Below are 25,196 nucleotides of genomic sequence, written 5' to 3' on the forward strand. Positions count from 1 at the left end.
TCTTTTGCCTTATCTTCCTTGCCTCATAGGTGTTCAACCTGAATGCAAGTGCAATGAGCACTTCAAGGTTATAGAGTGTAGCCTAACTTTTAGGTTTAGCCAAATCACAGTATTGGGTAGTTGTGGGAAAAAGTATTCCACTCTTGTATATCGCTTTGATGGCAGCTCGGAGTGTCAGGGCTATTACCCCGAACAACTCCACCAATTCCATTTCAGACATCCAAACATTGCGGCCTGGGATATTGACACGACCGCTTTCATTGATTGTTATAATAGTTCGGTCCATACCTATACATATTTATTGCAAACCTTCCGCTAACTCTATTCTCGAACATTGATATATCGTGCTCAAGTTTGGCGCTTGTTACCTTAGCGTAAATCTGCGTTGTAGTAATGTTGGTATGTCCGAGTATCTTGCTTACACTCTCTATCGGTATACCATAGCTTAAGGCTAACACTGCGAATGTGTGCCTACTCAGATGGAACGAAGTTCGCTTCTCAATACTGCATAATTTAGCCACCTCTTTTATACGTTTGTTTATCGTATCGTGGCATCGATATTGAAAAGTTGGTTACTTATTCTGTATGGTTCGTATCGCTTGATAATCTGCATAGGAATATCCATCAACTTAATTTGGAACGGTACCCCTGTCTTTTGCCGCTTCGATACAATCCAAGGAGAACCACCCAACATTGTGATGTTCTCCGTTGTCAAGTTTTTGATGTCAATAAATGATATACCAGTCCAACAACCGAATATGAATAAATCCCTAGCCAACTCCAAATCGAGATTATTCAGTTCAATTGTTGTAAAGGCTTGCAACTCATCTTCGGTAAGAAATCCTCGTTCTTTGTGGTCGGGGTCAACCTTGTATTGGGCAAATGGGTTTCTTGCAATCTTGCCATTATAGTGAACTGTGGTTACAATATGCTTCAAAGGAATAGAGTATATCCATACGGAAGACTGAGCAAGTTCAACCTCATTTCTCAGATACAAACAATCATCGCGAATGAAATCCTCCGTAAGTTCATTCATCGCAATATCTGTACGTTTGTAGTGTGCCTTGATAAACTCGGCAAGATATTTCCTTACGGTGAGATACTTTTGATATGTACTCAGAGAACGATCCTTGCCAACTCGTCTGGCAAAGGCTTCGTTCTCTTTGTCGAATGCTCGGAGCAGGGTTTCATATTCCGTCCCGATACCCTGATAGGCATTGCGTACCATTTCGGCAGTTACAAATGCTTCTCTATCCGAAATGCGTTGGTAATGCTTGATGATTTGAGCCTTGATATTATCCAAAGCCAAATTGATGTCTCTCGATTCCTTGCTCTTGCCTTTTGCTCGGTTGCCTTTCACATCCCATAGGTCTTTATGGATGCTCTGCTTGCAACTGAATTGAGCCACAGAACCGTTGATTGTCACTCGTCCCATAATGGGAACAATACCGTTTTTCTCCTTGCTTCCGTTCACGTAGAACAACACCTTAAATGTACTTCGCATAATCTAATCTTTTTTGGTTACAAAATTAGTTATCAGCAAGTTATACATTAATATGCAAACTTACGCAGAACAATGAAACGTGACGACACAAGGAAGAAACTTACTGCATTATCGGGTAATGACTTGGCAACCGTCCCTCTTCATTACCTTTCATTTCCTTGCTTTTTTGCCATTGTTACTATTTCCGAGGTTTTCTGTTTAATGCGTTATGGTTCTGTTCAAAACGTAGAAATTCACCTTTTTTGCTCCGAGAACCGTAATTTTTCATGAAAAATCAGATGTCGTTTTTACAACAGGACATTCAAGCTATGCAGCCATGCACTTCTCTTTGTGGGTCATCTTCCGGGGATACTTCTGAAGCTTGTAGGGCATTTTGCGCATCTTGCGTGAGATGTAGGCATCGGGACCGGCATTTACGAATTCCTTCACCAGTTTCAGTTCGTCCTTGTTGAGGTCTTCCAGTACCAGCATCGGGTCTTGCAGAATGATACCGGCAGCCCGGACTGCGGTCTCGACCTTTTTCAGATTCGGACTGATATATTCATCCATGACCACGATCTCGTCCTTTGTAAGCACATTCAGCACGGTACAAAGTTTTATGGCCGATTTCAATTCGGTGTTCTTTATGGTAATCATGGTAAAATATAAAAATAATTACTACTATTAATTCGTTCTACCTAGGTTATTCTTTAGTTCCACCTTGGTTATCGTTTGGTTCTACCTAGGTGTTTGTTTCGTTCTACCTAGGTGGAACGAATCATTGTTTGCTACAAAAGCAGATAATTTATGTAAGAGGGAGCGCTTTAATTGGTTAATACTCAGATTAAAGTATATAAATATCAAATTTGTGATGTATCATTTTCGTGAAACTTTGGTTTCGATGATCTCATATATTTTGTAGATGTATCTCAACGATTCAAGCAGGACATTACTGTAAATTCCATTATCCTTGAATGCTCTCTGGTGATCTCGTAAAATTTGTTTATGGCTGGAAAATCCGTTAGTCGATGCTCCTCCTGTGCGCATTGTTACAAAATCCATTGGGATGTATCGAAGCCGTATCTTATGGACGAATATTAATCGCAGCAGACATTCAAAATCGGCAGCAATTTTGTACGACAGATCGAAACCGCCGTATTTCTCATAGATTTCTTTACGACAATAAAAACTCGGATGGGCAGGCATAAAGCCTAGACGCATCCAACGACGATGAAAAAGTTTCGAAGAGTAATAACGAGTACATTTTTGCAAATCATTGTCTTGTACATAATGTATATCGCCATAAACAGCATCTATGTCACCACCTTCAAATGCGGATGCCACTGTTGAAAGTACATTATTGCCAGTATAAAAATCATCACTGTTAAGTATTCCTACGATATCGCCTGCCGCCATTGCGATACCTTTATTCATAGCATCGTATATTCCTTGATCTTTTCCGCTGATATAACGTAATTTGCCTCGATATTCAGGTTCCAATTCATGTATGATTTCCATTGTGCTATCTGTTGAACCGCCATCCACAATAATATGTTCTATATCGGAATATGATTGTGACAACACACTTCGCATTGTGTAACGCAAAGTTGCACCGCTATTCCATGTAGCAGTGATTATTGATATTCTCATCAGATTAAATTAAATTGATTTTGGGAGAAGAGTTTGACTACGATTCAAATATTACCCGTTCTGAGACTTTAACGGCAGGATTCCCCCGGTATATAGAGAATGGCATAAGGTCTTTAGACGCAATGGAACCGACAGCGAGAACACTATGCGAATGCATTGTTACTCCGGGACAAACAAACTAAGCAAACACACTCTAATTTTGTTTACACATCAATATGATACTTATCACGTAGATAGGCAATAATTTTCTCCTTATCGCTTCCACAAGCCTTCTTGATTTCGTACACTTTTGCATCTACCAATGTGCGATACCACCAGCCTTGCAGGAAAGTCCAAATGAAACCAACCTTACCATCCAAACAAGCCCCTTTCAGAAAATAGCGGTAACAGAAATAGGCGAAGGAACGCCAAAACAGAGGTTGACGGACGTATTTATGCTTCTTCATCCGCTTTGTCTGTGCCTGTCGGCTTATGTTCTTGTTCTCATCCGCCTCAGCTGCGCCAGTCAAATCCAGTTCGATATCCAGCAAATCCACCGCCTCTCGTATGGCATAGTTCACGTGCTTATGGCAGAACCAAGATAAGTCATTCAAATTATGGTCGCAGAAATCATGTTCAAACTCTACGGCACGACCTGCGGTCAACTGGATATGCTCGTCCATCAGTCTTTGTTCGCACATTCCCTTGCCGTACCGAAACACTCGTAACAATTTTACGGGATATATGCCTCTCTTCATCCATTTCTCCATGAATATATGGCGACGATTAAAGATGATGCCGGTTATATCTTCGGGCAAAGACGGTAGTTTGAATTGCAATTCTTCTACCAATTCAGGTAGTAGATATTCGTCTGCGTCCAAGCGTAGCAGCCATTCTGTATGAATTGGCGCATTTTGTAATCCCCAATTGAACTGCTTGGCATAATTGTTCTCCCAACGGTTTTGCAGGATATGCACATTATCAAACTCCTTGGCAATGTTAAGTGTCGCATCTGTGGAAAAACTGTCTATGATGAAAATATCTTTCGCTATTGGTGCCACATTCTTCAGGCAACGCCGGATATGTATTTCCTCATTGTAGGTAAGGATAACAACTGTAATATCAAGCATAGTTTTATTATTTTATGTAGAAGAATTCTATTTGCTTTTATATATTACAGGAATTTGTTGTTCAAACATTTCCAACAGTATTTTACTATACCCGGATACCGGAGGTTCTTTATCAGTATATAATGCGGGAAGCACAATGTTATACCCTCCTTTATATTTGGTTGAAGAATAGACTATTCCCTTATGGGATGTCTCCTTATTCCCTGCTATTAAAACTTGATGAAACAACAACTGGGGTATAAAATACTCCTCATTGAATCCATTCACCCTTGATTTTACCGTACAGATGGCTATAAAGGGATATGTCAGTAACATCCTGAATAAATCATATCCATTAGCTCCGTCAATCGTCTTTTCAGAGGGAATGCGTAAATCATACAGCAAAATATTCTTTTTCAAGCGGAATACTCCAACCCATCTTCTTTCTTTATCTAGTCGTCCGAGTTCCGCTTCACAGGTTTCCTTGCTATCCCCCAAATAAAGACATGGATATCCTGGCAAATTATATCTACCGAAAAATGCAGACGCTCTTTTTTGATAAGGTAGATGCCAGCAATTATCCACAACCAATTCGCAACCTTTTGCATCATATTTATTTTCATCTCTCATTCGGTAGTATTCTTTTTCCTTTTCAAGACTAAAAGAGAATAGTTCTATATAATTCTCCACAAGATACTTGCCATAACATCTTGAGCGGAGTAATTTTTTTAAGGATTTGTCCGCATCCGTCAGATTACCTTTATAACATAGAGCAAGAATCCGAAGTAAATCTTTACAAATCTTCTTTATGCAATAAATGAATCGGAGTTTGGTATATGGTTCGACAAAATGCTCTATCTCATTGTCCGATCTTAATATTTCCTGTAAGGAATCGGGATCTATTTGAGTAACGGAATCAATGAAAGTCCTAAAATTCTCGTTTATAAACTTATAGAAAATACTTTCTTTGACATCGGCGTCATTTTCCAATGGTAATTGGGAATACAACCGTTTTATACATTCTTTCACTTTCATATCAATTTGGAATTGCTATTTGATAATGCGTCTCTTGATAAACTTAGCAGGATTGCCACCTACTACACAGTAGCTGTCTACATTTTTGCATATAACGGAATTGGCTCCTATTACGCTATAATCGCCAATTGTAACATTCGGCAATACGGTAGATGCTGTTGCTATCCAGCAACCATCGCCAACAGAAATAGGTTTAGTCACTAAATCAAAGGTACTTTTTTCAATATTATGACTTCCTGTCAGCAGATAAACATCTTTTCCGATACAACTCAATTTACCTATAGAAATGGGAGCCATCGCATAGACCCAACAATGCTCTCCCAATGAAGACCGATTTTTCATTTTCAGATTCCAAGGATAATCTATTATTGCTGTCGGATGTAAGGAAACATTCCAATCTACTTGCGCACCAAATAATTTTACCAATAGGACCCTGAATCTCCTAAATAATGTTAAATGGGGGGGGGTAAAACGGAAGATTGTCTTATTAACCATTTTCCAAGCCATATTTTTGAGCTTGCACTTAAAGGGCATTGTATTGGTTTGTATCGGATTATATTCCATAGTTATTATTTTAAAATTCTCTTTTTTATCTCTTTCGCCGGATTGCCGCCAACCACCGTCCAAGGCTCCACCTCCTTGAATACAGCCGCTCGTGCCCCTACTACGGCTCCTTGTCCCACTGTCACTCCCATGCCGACGAAAGCCCCAGCAGCTACCCACGCTTGATCTTCTATCACGATAGGAGCAGTAATCAGCGGATTCAATGGATTGGTTATGTCATGGCTGGCCGTACACAAGTAAGCCCTTTGCGACACGGTGGCATTAGCTCCTATGCGTATGGGGGCTACATTGTAACAGTCCACATCGGAAGCCAGACACGCATACCTTTCCATTACCAAGTTAGCGGGATAATAAACTTTAGCCGAAGAGTAGACCACGGCAGTAGGATGAATCCTCGCCCCGAACAGTCGGAGCAATAAGCGTTTCCAACTGCTTCCCATGCTTCTTGGTAGCGGACGGGCAAATAATCCCCACACCACACTCCATAGAAGACGCACCAACTGGTGCTTCCTGCTTAATGCATTGTGATAACGCGACAAATCGATTTTTGTCTCTGCTATAGTTTCCATGATCTCTCCGACAGACATTTCCGGACCGGCATGACTTCTGTTTTTGTGCTGTTACCCGACTTTATCCAATAAGCAAATGAGATGCACCGTTTTTATTCGGTGGCATGGGATAAAGTTCCACCTTTTATTCTTATACCTTACAATTTATTCAGCAGAAAGTATTCAAACTTTTCTTGAAACGTTCCGTTTTCTATCAACTCTCTGTATTTTTCTTTTAGTTCCGGATCAATGCAAGCATAAAAGACATTAGATCGCAGATATTCATCTTTTAAAATACCCAACGGACAATCAGATATACCTTTGCATGAAACACGCAAGCTCTCCACATCAGCAAGTACCAATTGCAAACGTTCATATTCCGTCAACGCTACAGTCGTATCATCTACTGCATACCCATAATCTCTTGACGGCTGTATATTATGTTTGGGATCTAACAAGACAATATAAAATACCGAAGTCTCCTCATTAAAGAAACCGACTACGCGCCCTGTGCCTTTTGATAACTGAAATTGCCAGAAGAAATTATCTTCTAATGTTTTTAGGGACAGATGTCAAGTCTTCCATTGTTATAGGACAATTCTTTGCCTCCCAATTTATCGGGTGCAACCGATAGGCACTTCTGGTAAGTTGGTCTTCCAATATTGCACCGGTTTTCCCCGACAAATCTTTCAGCCTGTCCAAAAGGTTGGCAAACCAAGCAGCATCTTGTCCGCCCAAGCCAAACCATGCCTGCTGTGTGAAATATCGAAAAGAGAACGTTAAAAAAGGAAGTTCTTTTTCTCTTTGAGGGATAAGTGATGCCGCCCCACATTGAGTTTTTTTCGCTGTAAGCGATTCTCCCTTCCAGCCGTTAATCATTAATTTCCTCCCAGCGCTTACCGTAATACTCTTGCATCAACTCTTCAGAGATCTCCTTGTTGCATCCTTGCATGGGATCCATTCCCTTTCTAGCCTCAATCCAAGGTTGCTCCTCATGAGTCATAGCCTCAAGCTCTGCCCCGGAAAAGCCTGCGTAATTGTCCAAGATATAATTGATAAAAATAATATCTTCCCGTTCTATTTCAGTTTCCGGAGTTTTGTCGTTCACATCATCCGATGAAATAAAAGAATATAGACTTTTGGTATTCTTAAACCGATCGTATAAAGTCCTGCATACTGGTCCGTGTACCCATGCTTCAAAGGAAGTATCCATAAAACGTTCTTTGTTTATACCTAAAGCCCAAGCCTGCAAATAGTAAAGCAATTTTTGCAACTTCAGATTTATGAGACTCATCTTTTCGTCAGCATTCAAACGCAAAATGATATAGTCAGCAACAATATTTACATCATACGGTTTCATGATTCGTCCGGTTTTTATTTTTGTAAAGATAGACATTAATCTTTAATGGTAAGCTAGTTGGTAATAGGGAACGCTGTCTGTTAACAATAAATAACTACTCATATACAAACTCCGGTTTTTCACCGCTGGTCAATATCCACTCATAGAGCCGCTTCATCATTGCAGCTACTTGTGTGTCTTTATATTTACTTTCAACCAATAGTTTCCCATTGCCCCCCATCTTTTCAATCTCACACTGTGGCATTTGTAATACTATTCGGATAGTTCGTGCCAACGTTTCGATGTCATTATCAACCCACCAACCACAATGATACTTGTTCAGTTCTTCCCACGGGGCAGTGTTAGTGCAAATAACAGGCGTCCGGGCTATTAGTGCCTCCGCCACCGTCATCCCGAAATTTTCTGTTTTGCTGGGAACACATAAAGCACGCATCGATGCCAATTTCTTATATTTTTCTTCACCTGTTACCATTCCGAGGAATGAAACATTTGTGAGTTGCAATTCAGCGACAAGGTTGTGCAAATACTGCTCATAATCATCTGTGCCCTTCCCCATCAATACCAATTCACATCCTTCAGTACCTCCCGCCAATTGTGCCCACGCCTTTATCAATGCGTCTGGACGTTTGTACGGGTGAAGCCGTCCCAAATATCCAATGTTTTTCTTTTCTTGTGGCGCAGTAATATCGGATATAAAATCGGGAATTGTCACGGGATTGGGAATAACGGCAACCGGATTTTTGTATCCTAAAGCCCTATAATGCTCCATTTCCTCCTTACAAGTCACATGGATACATGCAGCATTTTTCAAGTCCTTAGCAACACCACCAGCTGTAAGAAGTAGTTTTTTCTTCCATGTAGAACGTGCCAATGCCTGCGGATAAAGCATCCCATGCAGTGTAATGATGTAAGGTTTGTCCTTACGTCTTGCTATTGAGCAAGTTATATGATTACAGTGCATCCACATTCCATTGGTATGATACACATCATAATTCGAATCGTACAAAAAACGATTCATGTTGCGGGAATACCCGTAACTGCTGATACTGTCATCGGGGAGTGTTTTCATCCACTGTTCGTTATTACCCAACAAATCATCCGCTTGAAAAGTCATCAAATCCACATTACAACCTAAGTTGTGCATGGTCTTAATCAAGTCGTATGTGCAAGTGGAAGTACCCCCCAAATTAGCTCTCATTCCAGCTATTGTCTGAAGAAATTTCATCATTTTTACCGCCCTCCAGTCAAAATCTTATAAACTCGTGGCATAATACGCTGTAGCAACCGAGCTATTATCACAGTCATCGCTACCATAAGCCACGGATTGATGAAATAAAAGAATATCAATACAGGTTCACTTGTTCCACATATCATCAACGCCAATTTTTTGATGATGTTGAATGCCGGTTCATGAAAACAATAGATAAAGAAGCTGTAACCACAGATATACCTCCATAATCCTTTGTCTGCAAAACATCTGCCTCGGGCAATCCAGTCATAAATAGTCCATGCTATATACAATCCCATTAGATTTACAGGTGCCTCCAGCCATCCGGCAGGCTCATAATCCAGTGCGAAAGATACTGCATACCCCATGAAGAGAACGATGCATGCCACCATAAAGGCTATAGGCTTTGGATAATTTTCCACATTCCATTTCTGAATAGCCATAATGAGCCCTAACCAATAGTATATCAGCCATGGCCAATACACAGAAGCTGTAACGAATGCCATTATTACAGCCACTATCCATGATCTTTTGGTTATCCACCACAACAGTGGGGTAAGTGCCAACATCACCAACAAATCGCGCAAGAACCACAACTGGAATGCGGCAGGCTTTATAAACAAGTTATAAAAAGCTTCCCACAGGGTGCCTCCAAAGCAGCTGTTGATTAGGTCACCACTGTTGTTGAATCTATTCAAATCAGGAATGAGTGCCAGTACCACATACCACAATACGAATATCACATTCCATAACACATAGGGTATCAGTAGCGTACACAAGCGTTTCTTCAATTTCAAGCTCACTCCGTGAGCAGTATGGATATTACGGGCAAACAAATAGCCTGATATGCAGAAAAACAAACAGTTAGCAATTCTACAGATTCCCCCCCCTATTAATTTTTGTAAAAAATATGCGATTGGATACTGCTCCGCTTCCAGATAGTAGCTGTGTATATACACCACCATGATGATGAGCAGTGTATAGAGTATGGTCAGTTTATCGCTTAAGTACTGAGACATAATAATGATATTACCCGTTCTCCAACATTTCAACAAATCGCTTTATCACTACATCTTGCTTGAAGTTTGTTTCAAACATCTGATGACTTTTTTCTCCCATTTTCCGCCATTGCTTACGACAATTGAGCAGCGATTCAAATGCCGTTTTTATTTGTGTGGCATTGTCAGGATCAAATAAGAAACCATTTTCTCCCTTAGCCAACGTTTCAAAATGATTACCACACCGACGCGAGATGAGCAAGGGCAAACCACAACAGCAAGCTTCTACAATAGAAAGTGGGCTTGGATCGGAATATGAAGGAAGAACAAAACAGTCGCTATTCATATAATGGTTGACCACAGTATCCATTGTACAGAAACCGTGCAAATGGATATGTTCTGCATAATTGTTATCTTCCACGAATTGCCTTATCTGTGCTTCATCTTTGCCGTCGCCCAATATATCGAATTGTGCAGATAATACATTCTTTCTCCCTATCGCTTTGAAAAAGTTCATTATCCCTTTGATTCTCTCATCCAAACGAACAGGCATTACAAATCGTGGTTGCTCATCAATCGATGTGAACTTATGTCCTCCTTTCAACATTGGAAGAATTTTATCTTCTTCGATTACATTGGGGAGTTGGATAAAACGCTTGCCACGAATACCCCATTGTTCAAACGTTTTTATTGCCATTTGCCCTGGTACTATCACTCGTCCTTCACCTGTATTATAGACATATTGTCTAATCCGGTCGCGTAACCAGTTTTTCTTTCGAGAACCATTAGTCAAATAATTAGCTTCTGACCAAAAAATGATTTCCGCCTTGAGCAATCCTATACGTTTAAGCCAACAAGCGGCTATCACATCGGGCGAGTTCCATGGAGACCCCATTATGATTCGGGCTTTTCGGGCTTTTCGCATAATGCCTATAAGTTTGGGGTTCCAGTGCAGAGGGACACCACACAATGTACCATATGGCTTGTCATCGACTACATAAGGGAATTTCATGGTTGAATAATCAATCTTCCACGAACGTTCCTTTTCCCTTTCGCACATATACAGTAACTCTATATCCAATCCCGTTTCAACCATCTTGTTGAAGAGGGAATTACGATAGGGAGCGATTGTGTTTTGCAAAATAAGATATTTCATAATGCTACTTTTTCGATTTGTGCTCAATCTTAGTCATCCATTCGTTCCATACGTCGGGATTGAAATTCTTTTTAACCAACTCTGATTGATTAGCATAGTCCATCAATTCCTCATCACACATCGACCGTATTTGTTGCAAGGTTTTTACAAAACCTTCTACCGAACGTTCGGTCTCGATATACTCTATTCTTTCTATTTGAAGATAGTGAATAGTCGATATAATTATACGGTTATGTAAAAGAGCTTCAATTATTTTGCTCGGAAAATTACATTGGTTGTCTTTCCAATCGGGATTACGCAGGCTGAGCTGGAAAGTAACACTGTGCAATAAGTCCATATAAGCATCAGATGACAACACACCATGGTAAATGATATTGGGATACTTTTGGACATACTCTTGCAGTTGTTTGCTATCACTATTGCCAGTGATGTGCAATCGGCAATCACTCACTTGAGCAAAAGCTTCCAGTGCCATTGGTAACGATGATATATCGGGTTGCAAAACACCAGACAACAAAAACTCCAAGCATGGTTTCCTTATGATGGGTGCCTCGACACCATTATCAGGTGTAACCCCTGCAAGACATACCGAATTTTCGCATGTAAAGAGAGGTGAGTCTGCCAATTTTATCACCCCGTCAATGTGATTCAACAAGTAGAGATATAATGACATCGCACATAGTTTTCGGGTAGGAGGTGTAAAATCCAATTCTATGGCATATACCCCGACCTTTGGTTTGCATAGCTTTAATAATAATATCAACAGCACATTCAACACACTGACATTATAAAGCCATACGGTGTCATGCCGATTGATATGCCGGAACACTTTGATCTGTTCAATGAATACAGCTAATTTTGCCACCAAGCCTCCATAATGACGCATCGATGAATATATCAGCTCATTATTGGAATCTTCAAACTCTTCCATCCTGCCACTGATGAAAAGTGGCATAATCGAATAAACCTTGTCGAATCCTCCACCACTCATCAAATTGCGCGAGAAATTACAAGCGGCAAACGACAGTCGGTACTTGGCTACAAGATGTTCAGGTAAAATATGAGTTACGAAAATTCTCATTCGGAGACCGGTGTTTATGACAGAATGCGTATAATCTTCTTATTATGGGCGTGAAAACGAAACGTACAAAAGCATAATACTCGTTTTAGGATATAAGGATTTGATAATTAAATATATAACACCACTGGTATTGCTCCATATTCACCGACATCACAAAATATCGTTTTTTTAGTAGCTCGTGGAGCGCATATCCGAACACTTCAATTCCTCGGTAGGTTTTCAATGTTCCGTTGATATGTACATAGTTTGGTGTACGCCCAATAAGTGTGTTAGCGTCATTTTTATTCTCAATATGAACAATCTCCACATTCTTCATATTAAGTCCGCCAAATGTACCATATTCCAAACTCTTGCAAGCTATAATAACGTGACACTTCAGTCCAAGTTCCTCATATACGCTTGCCGAGTGCATGCATATATAGGCTGTCCAAAAAACAATACCATTCATAGTTTTGTTAACAATGTGATGATTACAGATATATCATAAAATCAGATGGAAGATTAGTAGTTGTTCCGATTACTGCTTCAGGAACTTTTCCGTCATAAACCGGAGGAAAATGCCGTTTACTGAATAAAATAGGTCTTTGTCCCAAGAAAGCTCCCCATGCCGAGAATGTAGAATCACTGGCTATCACGAATTTGCTTTTCGAAATAGCCCACATATCGGCAAAGGCATTGCCGAAGAAACAGCGTTCCACATTCGGTATGGTAAGTAGAGGCCTCAACTCTTCATCACTGCCATCCGAAAAGAGAGCAAACCTTTGTTGTGGTCGTTCCTTTATGATGTTTTCAATCACTTCACGATACCAGTTTATATCCACCCGCATCTCCGGAACATAATCACCCAACCGGACGTGAACTGCCACCATATCCTTCATCCGTTGCGTATCGACTTTGCCTACAGTCTCACCTTTTAGTGTTTTATCAAAATATTCCAGAACTAACGGAACATCCTTATTCAAATCTTGGAAAAAACTGCCCAACATATTATGTACCTCCACATCTCTTCTGTTAAAGAGCTTCCATGTTAGGATAATCCAAGCCTTTTTCATACCATTGATCCCTATATCGTTGAACAATGAGTTATACACCCTTTTGTCTCGCTCTCCTCGCAGAATCGGACCCAAGCTAAACTTACGCCATGTCGGGGAGATGAAATTACCCAGGGGGGGGGTACTTATTAGCTGATATATAAGCATTTACAGCAAAGAACATACAATTAGCCAAACCCGGACCACCTATTCTGAACCAAGCAAAATCTTTGTCTGATAAAGCAGGGTAACAGTATTTTGTTTTCATATTGATTATATAACCTTATTAGAAGAACCGACCATCACAAAATTGATAATCTTGTAGACCTACACTATTTAATAGCATGTAATAATATACAAACAACGCATAGCCATAGATAAGATATTCATATCTTTCATAATTAGCTGCCCACGTTGAATCATCATTGTTTTTATATGCAGCGAATAACAAAGCCTGTGCCGGAGTAAAAGCATAGGCAATACGCATCGCTCCACTGCTATAGGACATCAGATTAAACAAGACAATGCCAATGAAAACGATTTTCAAGTATAAATCTTTTTTATCCAGAAAAGAATACATATATAAAAAAAATACAGATAGCATTATTTTTGAAAGACTAAAACTGTCTTCCGCTATATTCTTATCCATATCGGAATTCAAATAACGGGGGAATAAATCAGCCATACCACTTAATATTGTAGGCGTAATATTAAGAAAACCTATCACCAAACTGCCAATAATACAAATAAATACCATTATCGGCTGAAAAACCGTCTCTTTTTTATAAAATAAGAGACAAACAATAGCTATCAAACATGATTTATGAAAAAGGGAAGCTATCAACAGACAAAGAAGAAATACTCTTATTCTTTCCTCTTTGAGAAAAGTGTATCCCAAAACAAGAATACTGACCCCAGTCATCTGTCTCATCGCATTAAAATTGTAAAAGAAGTAAATCAGAATATAAAACAAAATCAATACAGCCGCTTCATTTTTTTCACTCCTCCTAGCGGCCCATGCTATGGTGATCATGGATATGGAAGAAGTAATTAGAATTACCCATTGAAATCCCAGATTCATTTTCATAACAAGAAGGTTGATTAACGCGTAACCGATTTCTACATGTTTCAACAAATAAGTTCCACCATAATTAAACAATGTCAGATAATTATGGCTGTCATTATATTGGCTTTCTGGATCTCGAAAACCTGCAAGAACTATAAAAAAAGTTACCATAAAATAAAAAACAGCCTTGGTGTTTTTTTTATAGTATCGTATAAGAATAACAGGCAATATACAGAATAGAGCATTCATTTTCTAGGATCTTTAAAGTTTATTGAAGATAGGGTCTGCGATGTTGTTCCAACTCTTCCTTGGAGAATCGCTCAGTTTCGGAATATAATAAACTAAACAGCAAATAAATTCCATCTCCAAAATTATCTAAAGATAAGCTTGTATGGAAAGATATAATCAAAGCACAGGTTTCCGCTTATGTTTATGCTCCCAAACAGTATCCTGAATTTCCAATCTTTCCACCAAACTATATCCATTGTCTGTTGTATATATAGATTCTCCATACATCATATCTTTCCGAGAATATTACCAATAGCATCCACCTTCAACTGACTTTGATTTTGAGAGTATTTCATTTCCACTTGGACGAGTCCAATATTCATTTTTTAAATCAACATAATTGGTGTTTATGCAGAATGGGGTATTATGCCCCCAAGGCTTCTGCACATATTCTTCCTCCCAACGTCTTCCACATATTCCGAATAGAAGTTGAACACCTGCTCCCATATGTATCGCTTGTTTTCCCAACCGTTTGACATGAGCTGCTAAAGGAAGACCGTAAGCACCACAACCAAGCAGGCATATATCAAAATCGATTTTATCAATTTCATTTTCCATATATTCAAGAGCCTCGAACCAGTCCTTAAAAGGAACTTCTGCAAAGGCTGATGATTGGACAGCTTTTAGTGTCTTAAGTTCAAAGACTGGCAGAATTTCAGGATTATCATACAATTTCTCCCGAATCGCATACTGCTTTTGAATCGTATCCGCATAAGGATGAACTACAAGCACCTTTTTTCCCTTCAGAATACGAGTCCAAGGACGTTTCACAAAATAAGGATAAACACTTTCAAAGTGTATAAACTGACAAGATTCCTTCAATGGCATGAATCTTTCTTTATAGTTTACAGACATCAGCACGTCTATTATTTCTGAATCCTGCAAATAACGTTGTGCGAAACAATCCAAAATTTTCGGTGTAGGATTGAAAACACCTGCATTACGGGAGATAGGTAAATAAAACAGTTCATCATACCATGGCATATCAGTCTTATCTGTGACATATTCCCATAGCTTGCAAAAAACATTTCGTTTATCCTTACGCATACGGTAAGAATTGGTAACACACATTTCAATACTTCCATATCGGGTGAGCATGAAAGGCTTGCCGTCCTTCAATGCTTCATACAACAAATCGTTGGCTTGTTGACGCTCATATATGCACCCAGGCATACAATCATAATAAGGCTTTTTGAAAATTTTCTTGTATATCTTAGAAGTGGCTTTCATTAGGAATGTTTTCAATTTCATAAGCTGTTTCTTAAAAAATTAATGCCCTCAATTCGTTTATCGGTTAGTACCTTGTTCACAGAATGATAATCAATTGTCTGCGTTATATTAGGTAGAGTGTCGACGGTTAGATGTTGGGACAGACCGAATTGTCCCAGCAGTGAGGTAAAGCGAACCATGCCTCGCGTCGCATTACCGATTGCGACAAACTGTTTATTGAATATGATACAGAAAGCCATACCATGAAACGAATCGGTCACTACAAAGTCTGCGGTCGCTATCTGGTTGACCCAATCATAAACACAGGGATCTTGGTTGATGATACGACTCCATATCCCCTTGCGTTTCTTCTCTTGGGGTAAAATATGCTGCACTTCAAGACCTGTTTCGACACACGCCTGCTCTATTATCCGTTGTTTATCCACTGTCCAGTCCAATATGTAAGTGATCAACTTCCTTGTGCCGGAAAGTTTTGCCTTCTTTCGTAGCGGCTCATAGATCTGTGGGTCGGCAAGGAGGGTTGGATCTAAAATTGAGCACGCCTCCACGCCACAATGCTCTCTCATCATGTGCACAGACTCTTCCTCGCGCACCGAAATGCCTGTAAATGTCTTTAGTGCCGCTGCAATCTCCCGGGTTTCCTGCTCGTCATATTCCCAAGTCGCAACACCGGTACTGGCTGCGTATGCCACTTTCTTGATCGGGAGTTGCTGTTGGTGTATCATGTAATAATCGCCATCGACCGAAAACACTTCTTTTCGCCACACTTGGTCGCTTCCTATCACAATGCCATAATAATCGCTCTGCAAAAGGTCAGTTAATTCCTGAGAGTTAAATACCGGGCGTGAAATGGGCTGTAATTCATGTTTCCGGAAAAGATAAAAAGCGCGTTGAGTAAACGGATGCGCCAGTTTTCTGTGTAAAGGGTAGTTGCGCCCGAAAGCCTCAGGAATGCGGTCTATGATTATCGGCTCAAAACCTAATTTTTTCAAAGTCTCTTTGGTAGCGTATGTCTGAAGCACACCGCCATAGTTAAGACCATAGTGCAAGGTTAAAATCCCTACTTTCTTACTTGTCATTATTTCCTTTTGATAAATTGATATACTCGTTTAACGCCCAAAGTCCGCAATACTGATTTAATGGAGTTAACCACCTTTTGCCGAGGTGTGCGCCGCTTGCAAATGCGGTTGACTACACTGCTAAAATCGTTTTCATAGTCGCTTGACCAAAATTCCTCACGATAACGACTGGGTGTCATGTTACGGTGCAGGCATATCTGAATTTTGTAGGCTTCACTAGCATTTACCGGTATCCGTTCCAATAGTCCACTAGTATGGGCCAACAAGATCTTCTGCTTTCTCAGTATGGACAGCCACAAGGCTGGTACCCATGTCATCGTCCATTTCAGGATGCTGCCCTTCAATTCCCCAATAGTCGGCAAGTGTGAAATCACTCCCCGATGAGAAACTGCGCGCTGGACAATTGTGACATGACGGTCGCAAGTAGATGTTTGCCCCATAACCTTTCATATATGAGCTTTCAGGAAATATAGGCGAGAGCAAAACTGTATTTTGATCGCTTTCGGTTGTCACCTCAGCGAGGGCGAGAGCAAAACTGTATTTTTTCCAGCCATTCCTCTTATCCCTAAACCGAATGCCCATCAAACGCCACCCTCGTGGGGTAAGGGCATCAGCCTCAGGGATTTGATGAGTAGGGTGAAGCAAAACTGAATTTTTCCCGACGTCCGTAAGGACGTAATTATGTATCTCCTCTCGCAAATAAGACCTAAAAACTTTGTTACTCGGTACTCCATGACAAATAAAATCGACGGTGACCAGTTTGTCATATTCTTCTCTCAAAAATAATTTTAATCCCTTGCATTGGCAGGGCGTTCCTGAAAACAGTACCCATCTCCCCTGACGAAGAAAATCACGTACTTGAACGTAAGAACAACCTGTGTCACATTGCACATATTTGCTGCCACGGAATGAGGCAAGTCCTTCTATGCTTTCACAATAACGGTGTTCAACTTGCCAATCTTCGGTCCATACCGCTCCAAATACTACTCCACCTCTGCATATTATTTCCTCGGCGATGGCTGTGAAGGCTCCTCCTGAACTACTTTCTATACGTTTCTGTTTGTCCATAATACGCATAGCTTCAACCGAATGCGGTTTTGACAGCTTGGTAGATTGCAGCATCGGACACACTTTCTCACACAAGTGGCAGTCTATACATTGGTCAGCATTAACTTTCGGATAGCGAAAACCTTCGGTATCAGTCACCATGCCAATACATTGTTTGGGGCATACTTGCTCGCAAGCGCCACATCCACAGCACTGCTTATTTCCTAAAACACTAATCATCTAAATCCCAAGTATCGGTTAATCTTAGCGGGTAGTATTTTGTTTGCCACTGTCAATATCAAGAAACAACAGATAAGCGTTAGTGCAATCAGCACTAATTGTTTACCCCCCCATTAGTAAATTTTAACAAACAAAACGCTTTACCTACGACTATATCCACAATCTTCAACACAGGGAGATGAAGAAGATAAATGCCGAAACTTAATTCTCCTAAACGCACTATCCACGTCCTCTCCATCTTTCCGTACAATGCCATGAGCAAGAGACACAATGATAGTGCATAGAAGAATGTGGAGAACTTGATTTGCGAAGCTGCCCAAAATGGCACATTGAGTACCTCGTTAATATAAGCAGACTCTAAAATGGAGAGGTACAGACCAAATAATGTGCAGCACAATACCGCAGGAGCTTTGACTTTTATGCCGCCAAATTTCATCAATGCACCCACATAGTAGAACAGAAACCAAGTGGGAAATATTTGTGCATATACCAATGGTTGTTGACGTGTGGCATATTGGATAGCATAAAGTGTACACAACGTGGCAGGAGTGATGAGCAACGCCCAATCCTTATAAAAGCAATACCGATATTCTTTAGTCAATTTCTTAATATGACGAACAATCCACGGACTTACAAGTTTTAGCTCCACAAGCACGATAAGGAAATACAGCGGAAAGAATGCTCCTCCCAAAAAAATGGGATTTATAATCTTCCATGTTGTCACTGGCTGCGACCCTGTAATTGTCGTTTCAGCAAACCACAATATACTCCATGTGGCGTAAGGAATGAGTATTCGGCGAATCCCTTTGAGGTCCAAACACCCATCTTTAATAAAATACCCCGATAAGAAAAAAAACATAGCAACCGCAAATGTAACCAACTGACGACTGGCAATCGCAGCAGCCCCATCCCCATTCATGAATGGAGTGTGTATAAAAAGGACAGCAATTATTGCCAATCCCTTCATAAAGGAAAAGTAATTGTTTCTCATTGAGATACTATGTTTTTTAATCTTTGTCTTACATTCATGAAAGCCGCCCTTACCATCAATTTCTCATCCTTTCGCAAGGCTATAAAATAGGTCGCAGCTATGAATGTTACTGTGGATATAACCACTGATACTATTAGCCGTGTAAATGATGGCTCAAAAGAAATGACTATCACCGACAATGCCAGGCACACAAGTACTGACACTGCCACACAGGGTGCTATAACCATTGTCAGAAATTGAACTACAGGCAATTCACATTTTATGTGGGCATAATAGACTCGGCCTATACATAGTACTATTACAGCAACTGTTGTCACCCAATAAGCAAATTCCGGATTGACAAAGAACCGCAATAGAATATAAATGAGAGGTAACCGCAGAATATAGGTCAATGAACTAAACAACTGAAAACTGCGTATATCGCCTTTGCCTGTTATCATAGTTACCAATGCCACAGTGAAACTGGCTATTACCTGCTGTATCACCTCATACCGACAAAACATGATAGCATAATCAGGCACCTCTGTTAGCCAAAGGTGTAATAAATATGGCAGTTCAAAAAGAATAGGCAAAGCAACAACGATAGCTAAAAAATAAGCCAACTTACTACCTGCCATAACAGCATGAATCATTCCCGATTGATTTTTAGCACCGGCATATTTAACAATTACAGGGTTTAATGCATTCATCATAGTCCCCGACAGTGTCATCAACTGTCCGCAAACTTGTTTGGAAACTCCTTGCGCTGCATTCATGATTGTGCCAAAGAATGAGTTAAGAATTAATCCCATTCCTTGTAGAGAGATAATACTTGAAGCCGAATATGTCAACTGCCAAAGGGCAAATGAGAACATTTCCCTAATTATCTTGAAATCGACATAGGTGCGAAAACTCACTTTGCACTCCTTATATTTCTTAGAACAATAAACCCTGCAAATTATAAAATTAATCAGTCCTATTATAAAGAGAAAGAATCCGTAAAGTATAAGTTTATCTGCTGAAATGTAAATAAGTACAACAGCTGCTACTAATTTTAAAACGCCATCCAAACTGCCCATGATTGAATAATAGAGCATGTTTTCGTGAGCGACAAGTACTGCATTATAAGGTACAGTCATCATGCTCATGGCAGTTGTGAGAGTTGTGAAATAGTATATGGATTGTGCTGCTTCGAGGCGATTTTGTGGAATAATCAGATAATCACCCAATACTACAGGTTTCAGGAGTATAAACACCAGTGCAATAAACAAGGCTATACTTATGTGTACTAAATAGCTTGAATTGAATATTCTGATACTCTTATCCGTATTCCCTTCACCTTCGGTATAAGAAAGAAACCTCTGTGTAGCAGCTGTCATGCTCTCGTTCAGGAAAGCAAGTAAACCAATGGTACTGCATGTAAGATTAAACACTCCAAAGTCTTCTACGCCCAAACCTTGTAATATGTACCTTGTAGAAAAAATAAGGCACACCGAGGTTATGACTATCTTGCCATAAAGGAAGAAGGTATTTTTTGCAACACGCTGGGAGATACCCATAGAGAGTAAGTACTCAACAGAATCCACCCTCCTAAAAATCAGAAAGATGAACTTTTGAGAATTTTTAAATTTTATGATTTATAATGTATTATTCCTTCTAGCAAGGCGTTTGCGGATAAAACTGAAACGACTGAAACCGGATAACAGACATTGCATGGGGAGAGCCCAATTTGGAGGGCTTACCTTAAGGACGTTACTCTTTCAGCTTTCTTACCCATTCCCTATACACATCCATAGTTATTCTCTCCGGCATACTGATTCTGACATGAGCATCTGTCCGATCAACTATGTCAGTCATATTTTGTAATAATTGCATAAACGCATTCTTTGCTATTATCAGACACGGCATTTGCATCTCTTTGGAGAAACTTTGCAGCGTATTGTATCCGTTTGACTTACAGAACAGCCGCAAGCCGTATGCCGAAAAGCCGTATGCGCACCATTCACCGATCGATTCATTATAATACAAATTGATAAATGAACCGTCGTTATTGCATTCGTCGATTGTTATAATTTGAGTATTCATTAACCGTATTCAATAAAATAAGTGGGTAATAATCCGATTGATTAGAAATCAAACAGCTTTTGTATATTGTGTGCAGCGCCTGTACAAATGCACTTTTGAAATATATGGCAACTGTGAATATCTGTTCCTATATGGGTAATAGCCCTTTCACTTAACAGCAGGATGGCTTTTTTCTTAATCCGGTCACCATACATACCCGCTATCGACGGAAGATTGAGCTGGAACTTCACCCCCATACCTTTCAGCCGTTGATAGTCCGATTCTCCCATATAGACATATCGTTCCGGATGGGCAAGAACCGGATAATAACCTTTGGCTTTGATACGTCCCAATATACCATATAAATTCATCGGTGGACTGAAGTAAGAGGTTTCCACCAGCAGATGGTCCCCGTTCTCGCCCAAGGGCAGCAGGTCGTTCTTTTCCAACCGTTCCTCGAAAAGGTTGTCGAGCATGTTTTCCGCCGCAAGGTGTAGTTTTACCGGACCGGTGTAGGTAGCCTGCAATTCGGTGAAACGTTCCCTTAGATGTGCTGTAGTGTTCGGCATGTCCTCCATGATATGCGGCGTGAGCCACACGGATTTCACGCCCAACTCTTCATACAGACATAGGATTTCCAACGCTTCTCCCATCGTCTGCACACCGTCGTCCACACCCGGCAGGATGTGCGAGTGCCAGTCGGTAAAACCATCGAATATACCGCTATCTTTCAGCAAGACGCGTTTCCTGAACGGCCACATCATTTACCCGTTTTTTTCATCGGAGCCATAATAGTATCCGGAGCCGTAACCGTAGTGATAACCATACCGATAGCCGTAACGGTATCCATAGCGGCCACCGCTTCCCTCGGTCCCGTTCAGAATCAAGGACATGTTCTTGTATTTCTTCTCCTGGTAGATTCTCTTCAGTTCGGCGAGCATACTCCGTTCAAGCAACCCTGCGCGAACCACGAAGATGGTCCGATTGACCAGCTTCTCGATAATCTGTGTGTCGGCCACCAGTTCGATGGGCGGACAATCTATGAATACATAATCGTACTGTTCTCTTGCGGCATCGATCAACTGCTTCAAACGCTCATTGAACAACAGTTCGGTAGGGTTGGGAGGAATCATTCCGATGGGTAAAACCTTCAAGTGTTTCCGTTGCGGATCGGATACGATGATTTCGTTAAGGTTGTCGATATGACCGCCCAGATAGTCGCTTAACCCCTTGGCGGGAGAATCGATATAGGACGATGCGGAGCCATGACGCAGGTCACCGTCGATTACCAGCACTTCCTTCCCTTTAATGGCAAGGCTCACGGCGATGTTCATGGTCAGGAATGACTTGCCGCTGCCCGGATTGAACGAAGTTACGACGATGACATTCGATTTCTTGTCCTTACCGATCATGAACTCCAGATTGGTACGCAACACACGGAATGCCTCATTGATGATGTCACGGCTACCCTCCTTGACGACAATAGCCTTGACCTCCTGCGACTTCTTCCCGAATATTCCTTTCTTCTTTTTTCCTACGAACAACGGAATCTCACCGATGAATGGCATGGTCACACTCTCCAAGTCTTTTCTTCCCCGTATACGGGTATTCATATTCTCGCGCATAAAGATGATGACTACCGGAATGAGCAACCCCAAAGCAAACGCGACCAGAAAGATGTTCTTACGCACGGGTGCCGTAGGCAGCATGCTTCCGTAAGGCGGGGTGACTATGCGGGTATTGTAGGCTGTGAATGTTTGCGAGAGTTCGTTCTCTTCACGCTTCTGCAACAGGAACAGGTAAAGAGATTCCTTCACCTTCTGCTGTCGCCCAACCGACAGCAGATATTTAGCCTGCGTAGGATTGGCAGCGATACGGGATGTTGTCTGTTGCTCCGTCTGCTGCAAACTTTTTATCTGCGCGTTTAACGTTACGATTTGATTGTCTATAGACGTAACTATCGCACTCCGCATGGACGCCAGAGCCTGATCCATACTCACAACCAACGGATTTCCCGTGCTGCTGTTCGCAACCAGGCTGTTGCGCTGCAACAGTTGTTTGTTGTATTCGGCAATCTGCGATTCGATATTGGCACTCTCTATGCCGGAGTTGGCCGGAAGCAATTGGGTACGGTTGGCATCATCGGATAAATAGTTCCGGATGTAACGGGTCATATAGAGCTGGTTGTTCAAGGCAAGAATCTGTGCGTTAGTCGCACTGCTCTGGGCCATGTACATGCTCGATGCTGCCTGCACGTCCGGCAAGAGGTGTTCGGATTTGTAGGAAGAGATATCCTCGTCCACATTCCCCAGTTCCCGTTCGATCACGCCCAGACGCTCGTTAATGAACATCGAGGTGCTGACAGCGATTTTATTCTTGTCCTTCACCCAGTTCTCGTTATAAACGGAAATCAACATGCTCAATACATCCTCTGCCCGTTGTGTGGAGTTATCTCTGAATGACAGGTCGATAACCGACGCTTTCTCGTTGTTCAACGAGACGGACAGGTTGGATGAGCAGGAGTTTACGGCATTATACAAATCGGATTTGCCCACATACAGTGTATATGCCTCGCCTCTCACATAATGAGGCGTTGTATGGATCACGATATTTCCCAACGGTGTAGGAATGGAGTCGAGCAAGCGTCCCATTATATCTTCTCCATCGAGTTCCGTCCCGTTACGTGTAAAGTCGGATAAGAGCAGCGTGCTGTCCGGCTGTACCTCCAGCGTAAAACCGGCCGATTCGTTTTCTGGTAAGTTGCTTATCGTCACATCCACGGGCAATGTCAGCCCATAGGCTATCTGACGGTGGAATCTCCCCGGAACGAAGTAATTCATATCCAAACGCAACCGTTTGACCACCTCGGTCATTAACGCCGGTGACTGGAAGGCGATCAGTTCGTTATTCACATTGGTACCGGACTGGAACAACCCGAACTCCGAGAAGGATTCCAAATCCGAGGAAACCGACTTGCCTTTGGAATCCTCTTTGATCAAGATCGAAGCGGTACGTGTATATACGGCAGGGGTGCGTAACAAATAAATGGTAGCGACACCGAGCGTTACCGCTAAAGACAAGACGAACCACTTCCACCTCGCGAGGCACAGGTATAACAGGTCTTGTATCCGCAGGAAATCATCCTGCTGTACAGGTTTTGCATTCTTTTGATTGACGCTCATATCTGATTCTATATTATTTCACGATCAACACGGTAATGGTGGTCAGCAGCGAGGCCAACGACATCCAGAAAGAGGCTGAACGGACGTTATTGCCATTGACGGTTGCCTGACGTGCTCTCATCGAGTTGGGTTCCACATAAACGATATCGTTCTGCTGTAAATAATACACGGGAGAGGCGTAAAGGTCGTATCCTGAATTCAGGTTTACCTGATATAAGGTCTTTTTACCGTTTTCCTCCCGTTGTACCAGCACGTTCTCCCGTTTCCCGTAGACGGTAAGATCCCCGGCCATGCTTAAAGCGTCCAAAAGCGTCAGCCTGTCCTTGTCGATATTGAAACGTCCGGGGTTGGCAACCTCACCCAATACGGAAACGGTCAGGTTCATGAATTCCACTGTTACTACCGGATCTTTCACGAGGTTCTTCGAGATCAGTTCCTTTTTGATACACGAAGCAATCTCTTCACGGGTCATTCCCGCTACATGTACATGTCCCAGCACGGGGAAATCGATCTCTCCATCCTTGTTTATCGTATATCCCGATATCCCCTGACTGTTGGAGGTTCCCGATGTACTACCGATCTGCCGGGATATGATCGGGAGGTTGAACAAGTCCATCAACAAGGGATCCTTACTATTAACCAATATTGAAATCTTGTCTTCGGGACGTACACGGATTTCCAGCGGATTCAAGATCTGCTCTGCGGTGCCCTGTTTCAGGTCTGTAAAGTAAGCGACTTTCGGAGTGGCACATGATCCCAACAGGAGAGCCACGGCCGATAAGAGTAAAATGTATCTGATTTTCATATT

Annotated in this window: 26 protein-coding genes and 2 pseudogenes; all 28 read right to left on the minus strand. The window is 41.4% G+C overall.

Annotation, left to right across the window (positions count from 1 at the left end; translation table 11 throughout):
- Nucleotides 1–82: 82 nt before the first annotated feature.
- Entirely contained in the window at nucleotides 83–286 is a 204-nt protein-coding gene (locus tag AB9N12_RS15980; protein WP_369893121.1) for a hypothetical protein, read from the minus strand.
- Nucleotides 258–1,507 (minus strand): annotated as a pseudogene (locus AB9N12_RS15985) (tyrosine-type recombinase/integrase). The gene AB9N12_RS15980 and the pseudogene AB9N12_RS15985 overlap by 29 nt, the downstream one beginning before the upstream one ends.
- A gap of 303 nt (nucleotides 1,508–1,810) precedes the next feature.
- The gene (locus AB9N12_RS15990; protein ID WP_369893122.1) at nucleotides 1,811–2,140 is read right to left on the minus strand and encodes a hypothetical protein; all 330 of its coding nucleotides are present in this window, start codon (nucleotides 2,138–2,140) and stop codon (nucleotides 1,811–1,813) included.
- A gap of 219 nt (nucleotides 2,141–2,359) precedes the next feature.
- The gene (locus AB9N12_RS15995) at nucleotides 2,360–3,133 is read right to left on the minus strand and encodes a glycosyltransferase family 2 protein (RefSeq protein ID WP_369893123.1); all 774 of its coding nucleotides are present in this window, start codon (nucleotides 3,131–3,133) and stop codon (nucleotides 2,360–2,362) included.
- A 37-nt stretch (nucleotides 3,134–3,170) separates the two neighbouring features.
- Nucleotides 3,171–3,308: pseudogene (locus AB9N12_RS16000) on the minus strand (colanic acid biosynthesis acetyltransferase WcaF); the annotation flags it as partial.
- Between the two features lie 28 nt (nucleotides 3,309–3,336).
- Nucleotides 3,337–4,242, minus strand: a complete 906-nt coding sequence (locus AB9N12_RS16005) for a glycosyltransferase family 2 protein (RefSeq protein WP_369893124.1) — start codon at nucleotides 4,240–4,242, stop codon at nucleotides 3,337–3,339.
- 27 nt (nucleotides 4,243–4,269) lie between these two features.
- Nucleotides 4,270–5,256: an RES family NAD+ phosphorylase gene (locus AB9N12_RS16010; RefSeq protein WP_369893125.1), complete on the minus strand. Its 987-nt coding sequence runs from the start codon at nucleotides 5,254–5,256 to the stop codon at nucleotides 4,270–4,272.
- Between the two features lie 15 nt (nucleotides 5,257–5,271).
- Nucleotides 5,272–5,682 (minus strand): putative colanic acid biosynthesis acetyltransferase, encoded by a 411-nt coding sequence (locus AB9N12_RS16015; RefSeq protein WP_369893126.1) that lies wholly within the window; start codon nucleotides 5,680–5,682, stop codon nucleotides 5,272–5,274.
- 143 nt (nucleotides 5,683–5,825) lie between these two features.
- Nucleotides 5,826–6,389 carry a putative colanic acid biosynthesis acetyltransferase gene (locus AB9N12_RS16020; RefSeq protein WP_369893127.1) on the minus strand — a complete coding sequence of 188 codons (564 nt, stop codon included), beginning with the start codon at nucleotides 6,387–6,389 and terminating at the stop codon, nucleotides 5,826–5,828.
- 137 nt (nucleotides 6,390–6,526) lie between these two features.
- A complete protein-coding gene (locus AB9N12_RS16025; protein WP_369893129.1) occupies nucleotides 6,527–6,826 on the minus strand; it encodes a hypothetical protein in 300 nt (99 codons plus the stop codon).
- 85 nt (nucleotides 6,827–6,911) lie between these two features.
- Nucleotides 6,912–7,247: a hypothetical protein gene (locus AB9N12_RS16030; RefSeq protein WP_369893131.1), complete on the minus strand. Its 336-nt coding sequence runs from the start codon at nucleotides 7,245–7,247 to the stop codon at nucleotides 6,912–6,914.
- Nucleotides 7,240–7,764 carry a Panacea domain-containing protein gene (locus tag AB9N12_RS16035; protein WP_369893132.1) on the minus strand — a complete coding sequence of 175 codons (525 nt, stop codon included), beginning with the start codon at nucleotides 7,762–7,764 and terminating at the stop codon, nucleotides 7,240–7,242. The genes AB9N12_RS16030 and AB9N12_RS16035 overlap by 8 nt, the downstream gene beginning before the upstream one ends.
- A 58-nt stretch (nucleotides 7,765–7,822) precedes the next feature.
- Nucleotides 7,823–8,956, minus strand: a complete 1,134-nt coding sequence (locus AB9N12_RS16040; protein ID WP_369893134.1) for a glycosyltransferase — start codon at nucleotides 8,954–8,956, stop codon at nucleotides 7,823–7,825.
- 2 nt (nucleotides 8,957–8,958) lie between these two features.
- A complete protein-coding gene (locus tag AB9N12_RS16045) occupies nucleotides 8,959–9,975 on the minus strand; it encodes an acyltransferase family protein (RefSeq protein WP_369893136.1) in 1,017 nt (338 codons plus the stop codon).
- Nucleotides 9,976–9,985: 10 nt separating this feature from the next.
- Nucleotides 9,986–11,110 (minus strand): glycosyltransferase family 4 protein, encoded by a 1,125-nt coding sequence (locus tag AB9N12_RS16050; RefSeq protein ID WP_369893137.1) that lies wholly within the window; start codon nucleotides 11,108–11,110, stop codon nucleotides 9,986–9,988.
- 4 nt (nucleotides 11,111–11,114) lie between these two features.
- Nucleotides 11,115–12,191: a hypothetical protein gene (locus AB9N12_RS16055; RefSeq protein ID WP_369893138.1), complete on the minus strand. Its 1,077-nt coding sequence runs from the start codon at nucleotides 12,189–12,191 to the stop codon at nucleotides 11,115–11,117.
- A gap of 85 nt (nucleotides 12,192–12,276) precedes the next feature.
- Nucleotides 12,277–12,639, minus strand: coding sequence for a hypothetical protein (locus AB9N12_RS16060; RefSeq protein ID WP_369893139.1), 363 nt, complete (start codon nucleotides 12,637–12,639; stop codon nucleotides 12,277–12,279).
- Nucleotides 12,640–12,661: 22 nt separating this feature from the next.
- Complete coding sequence (locus tag AB9N12_RS16065) at nucleotides 12,662–13,243, minus strand: alpha-1,2-fucosyltransferase (protein WP_369893140.1); 582 nt, start codon at nucleotides 13,241–13,243, stop codon at nucleotides 12,662–12,664.
- 265 nt (nucleotides 13,244–13,508) lie between these two features.
- A complete protein-coding gene (locus tag AB9N12_RS16070) occupies nucleotides 13,509–14,537 on the minus strand; it encodes an EpsG family protein (protein ID WP_369893142.1) in 1,029 nt (342 codons plus the stop codon).
- A gap of 285 nt (nucleotides 14,538–14,822) precedes the next feature.
- Nucleotides 14,823–15,827 carry a hypothetical protein gene (locus tag AB9N12_RS16075; RefSeq protein ID WP_369893143.1) on the minus strand — a complete coding sequence of 335 codons (1,005 nt, stop codon included), beginning with the start codon at nucleotides 15,825–15,827 and terminating at the stop codon, nucleotides 14,823–14,825.
- The gene (locus tag AB9N12_RS16080; RefSeq protein ID WP_369893144.1) at nucleotides 15,824–16,828 is read right to left on the minus strand and encodes a polysaccharide pyruvyl transferase family protein; all 1,005 of its coding nucleotides are present in this window, start codon (nucleotides 16,826–16,828) and stop codon (nucleotides 15,824–15,826) included. The genes AB9N12_RS16075 and AB9N12_RS16080 overlap by 4 nt, the downstream gene beginning before the upstream one ends.
- Nucleotides 16,829–17,134: 306 nt before the next feature.
- The gene (locus AB9N12_RS16085; protein ID WP_369893145.1) at nucleotides 17,135–18,094 is read right to left on the minus strand and encodes a Coenzyme F420 hydrogenase/dehydrogenase, beta subunit C-terminal domain; all 960 of its coding nucleotides are present in this window, start codon (nucleotides 18,092–18,094) and stop codon (nucleotides 17,135–17,137) included.
- 172 nt (nucleotides 18,095–18,266) lie between these two features.
- Nucleotides 18,267–19,163 carry an acyltransferase family protein gene (locus AB9N12_RS16090; RefSeq protein ID WP_369893148.1) on the minus strand — a complete coding sequence of 299 codons (897 nt, stop codon included), beginning with the start codon at nucleotides 19,161–19,163 and terminating at the stop codon, nucleotides 18,267–18,269.
- A complete protein-coding gene (locus tag AB9N12_RS16095; RefSeq protein WP_369893150.1) occupies nucleotides 19,160–20,701 on the minus strand; it encodes a hypothetical protein in 1,542 nt (513 codons plus the stop codon). The genes AB9N12_RS16090 and AB9N12_RS16095 overlap by 4 nt, the downstream gene beginning before the upstream one ends.
- A gap of 193 nt (nucleotides 20,702–20,894) precedes the next feature.
- Nucleotides 20,895–21,227, minus strand: a complete 333-nt coding sequence (locus tag AB9N12_RS16100; protein ID WP_369893151.1) for a hypothetical protein — start codon at nucleotides 21,225–21,227, stop codon at nucleotides 20,895–20,897.
- 41 nt (nucleotides 21,228–21,268) lie between these two features.
- Nucleotides 21,269–21,967 carry a tyrosine-protein phosphatase gene (locus tag AB9N12_RS16105; protein WP_369893278.1) on the minus strand — a complete coding sequence of 233 codons (699 nt, stop codon included), beginning with the start codon at nucleotides 21,965–21,967 and terminating at the stop codon, nucleotides 21,269–21,271.
- A 3-nt stretch (nucleotides 21,968–21,970) separates the two neighbouring features.
- Nucleotides 21,971–24,388, minus strand: a complete 2,418-nt coding sequence (locus AB9N12_RS16110; protein ID WP_369893152.1) for a GumC family protein — start codon at nucleotides 24,386–24,388, stop codon at nucleotides 21,971–21,973.
- Between the two features lie 13 nt (nucleotides 24,389–24,401).
- Nucleotides 24,402–25,193 carry a polysaccharide biosynthesis/export family protein gene (locus AB9N12_RS16115; protein WP_369893153.1) on the minus strand — a complete coding sequence of 264 codons (792 nt, stop codon included), beginning with the start codon at nucleotides 25,191–25,193 and terminating at the stop codon, nucleotides 24,402–24,404.
- Nucleotides 25,194–25,196 lie beyond the last annotated feature (3 nt).

It is taken from the genome of Bacteroides sp. AN502(2024) (assembly GCF_041227145.1).
Taxonomy (GTDB): domain Bacteria; phylum Bacteroidota; class Bacteroidia; order Bacteroidales; family Bacteroidaceae; genus Bacteroides.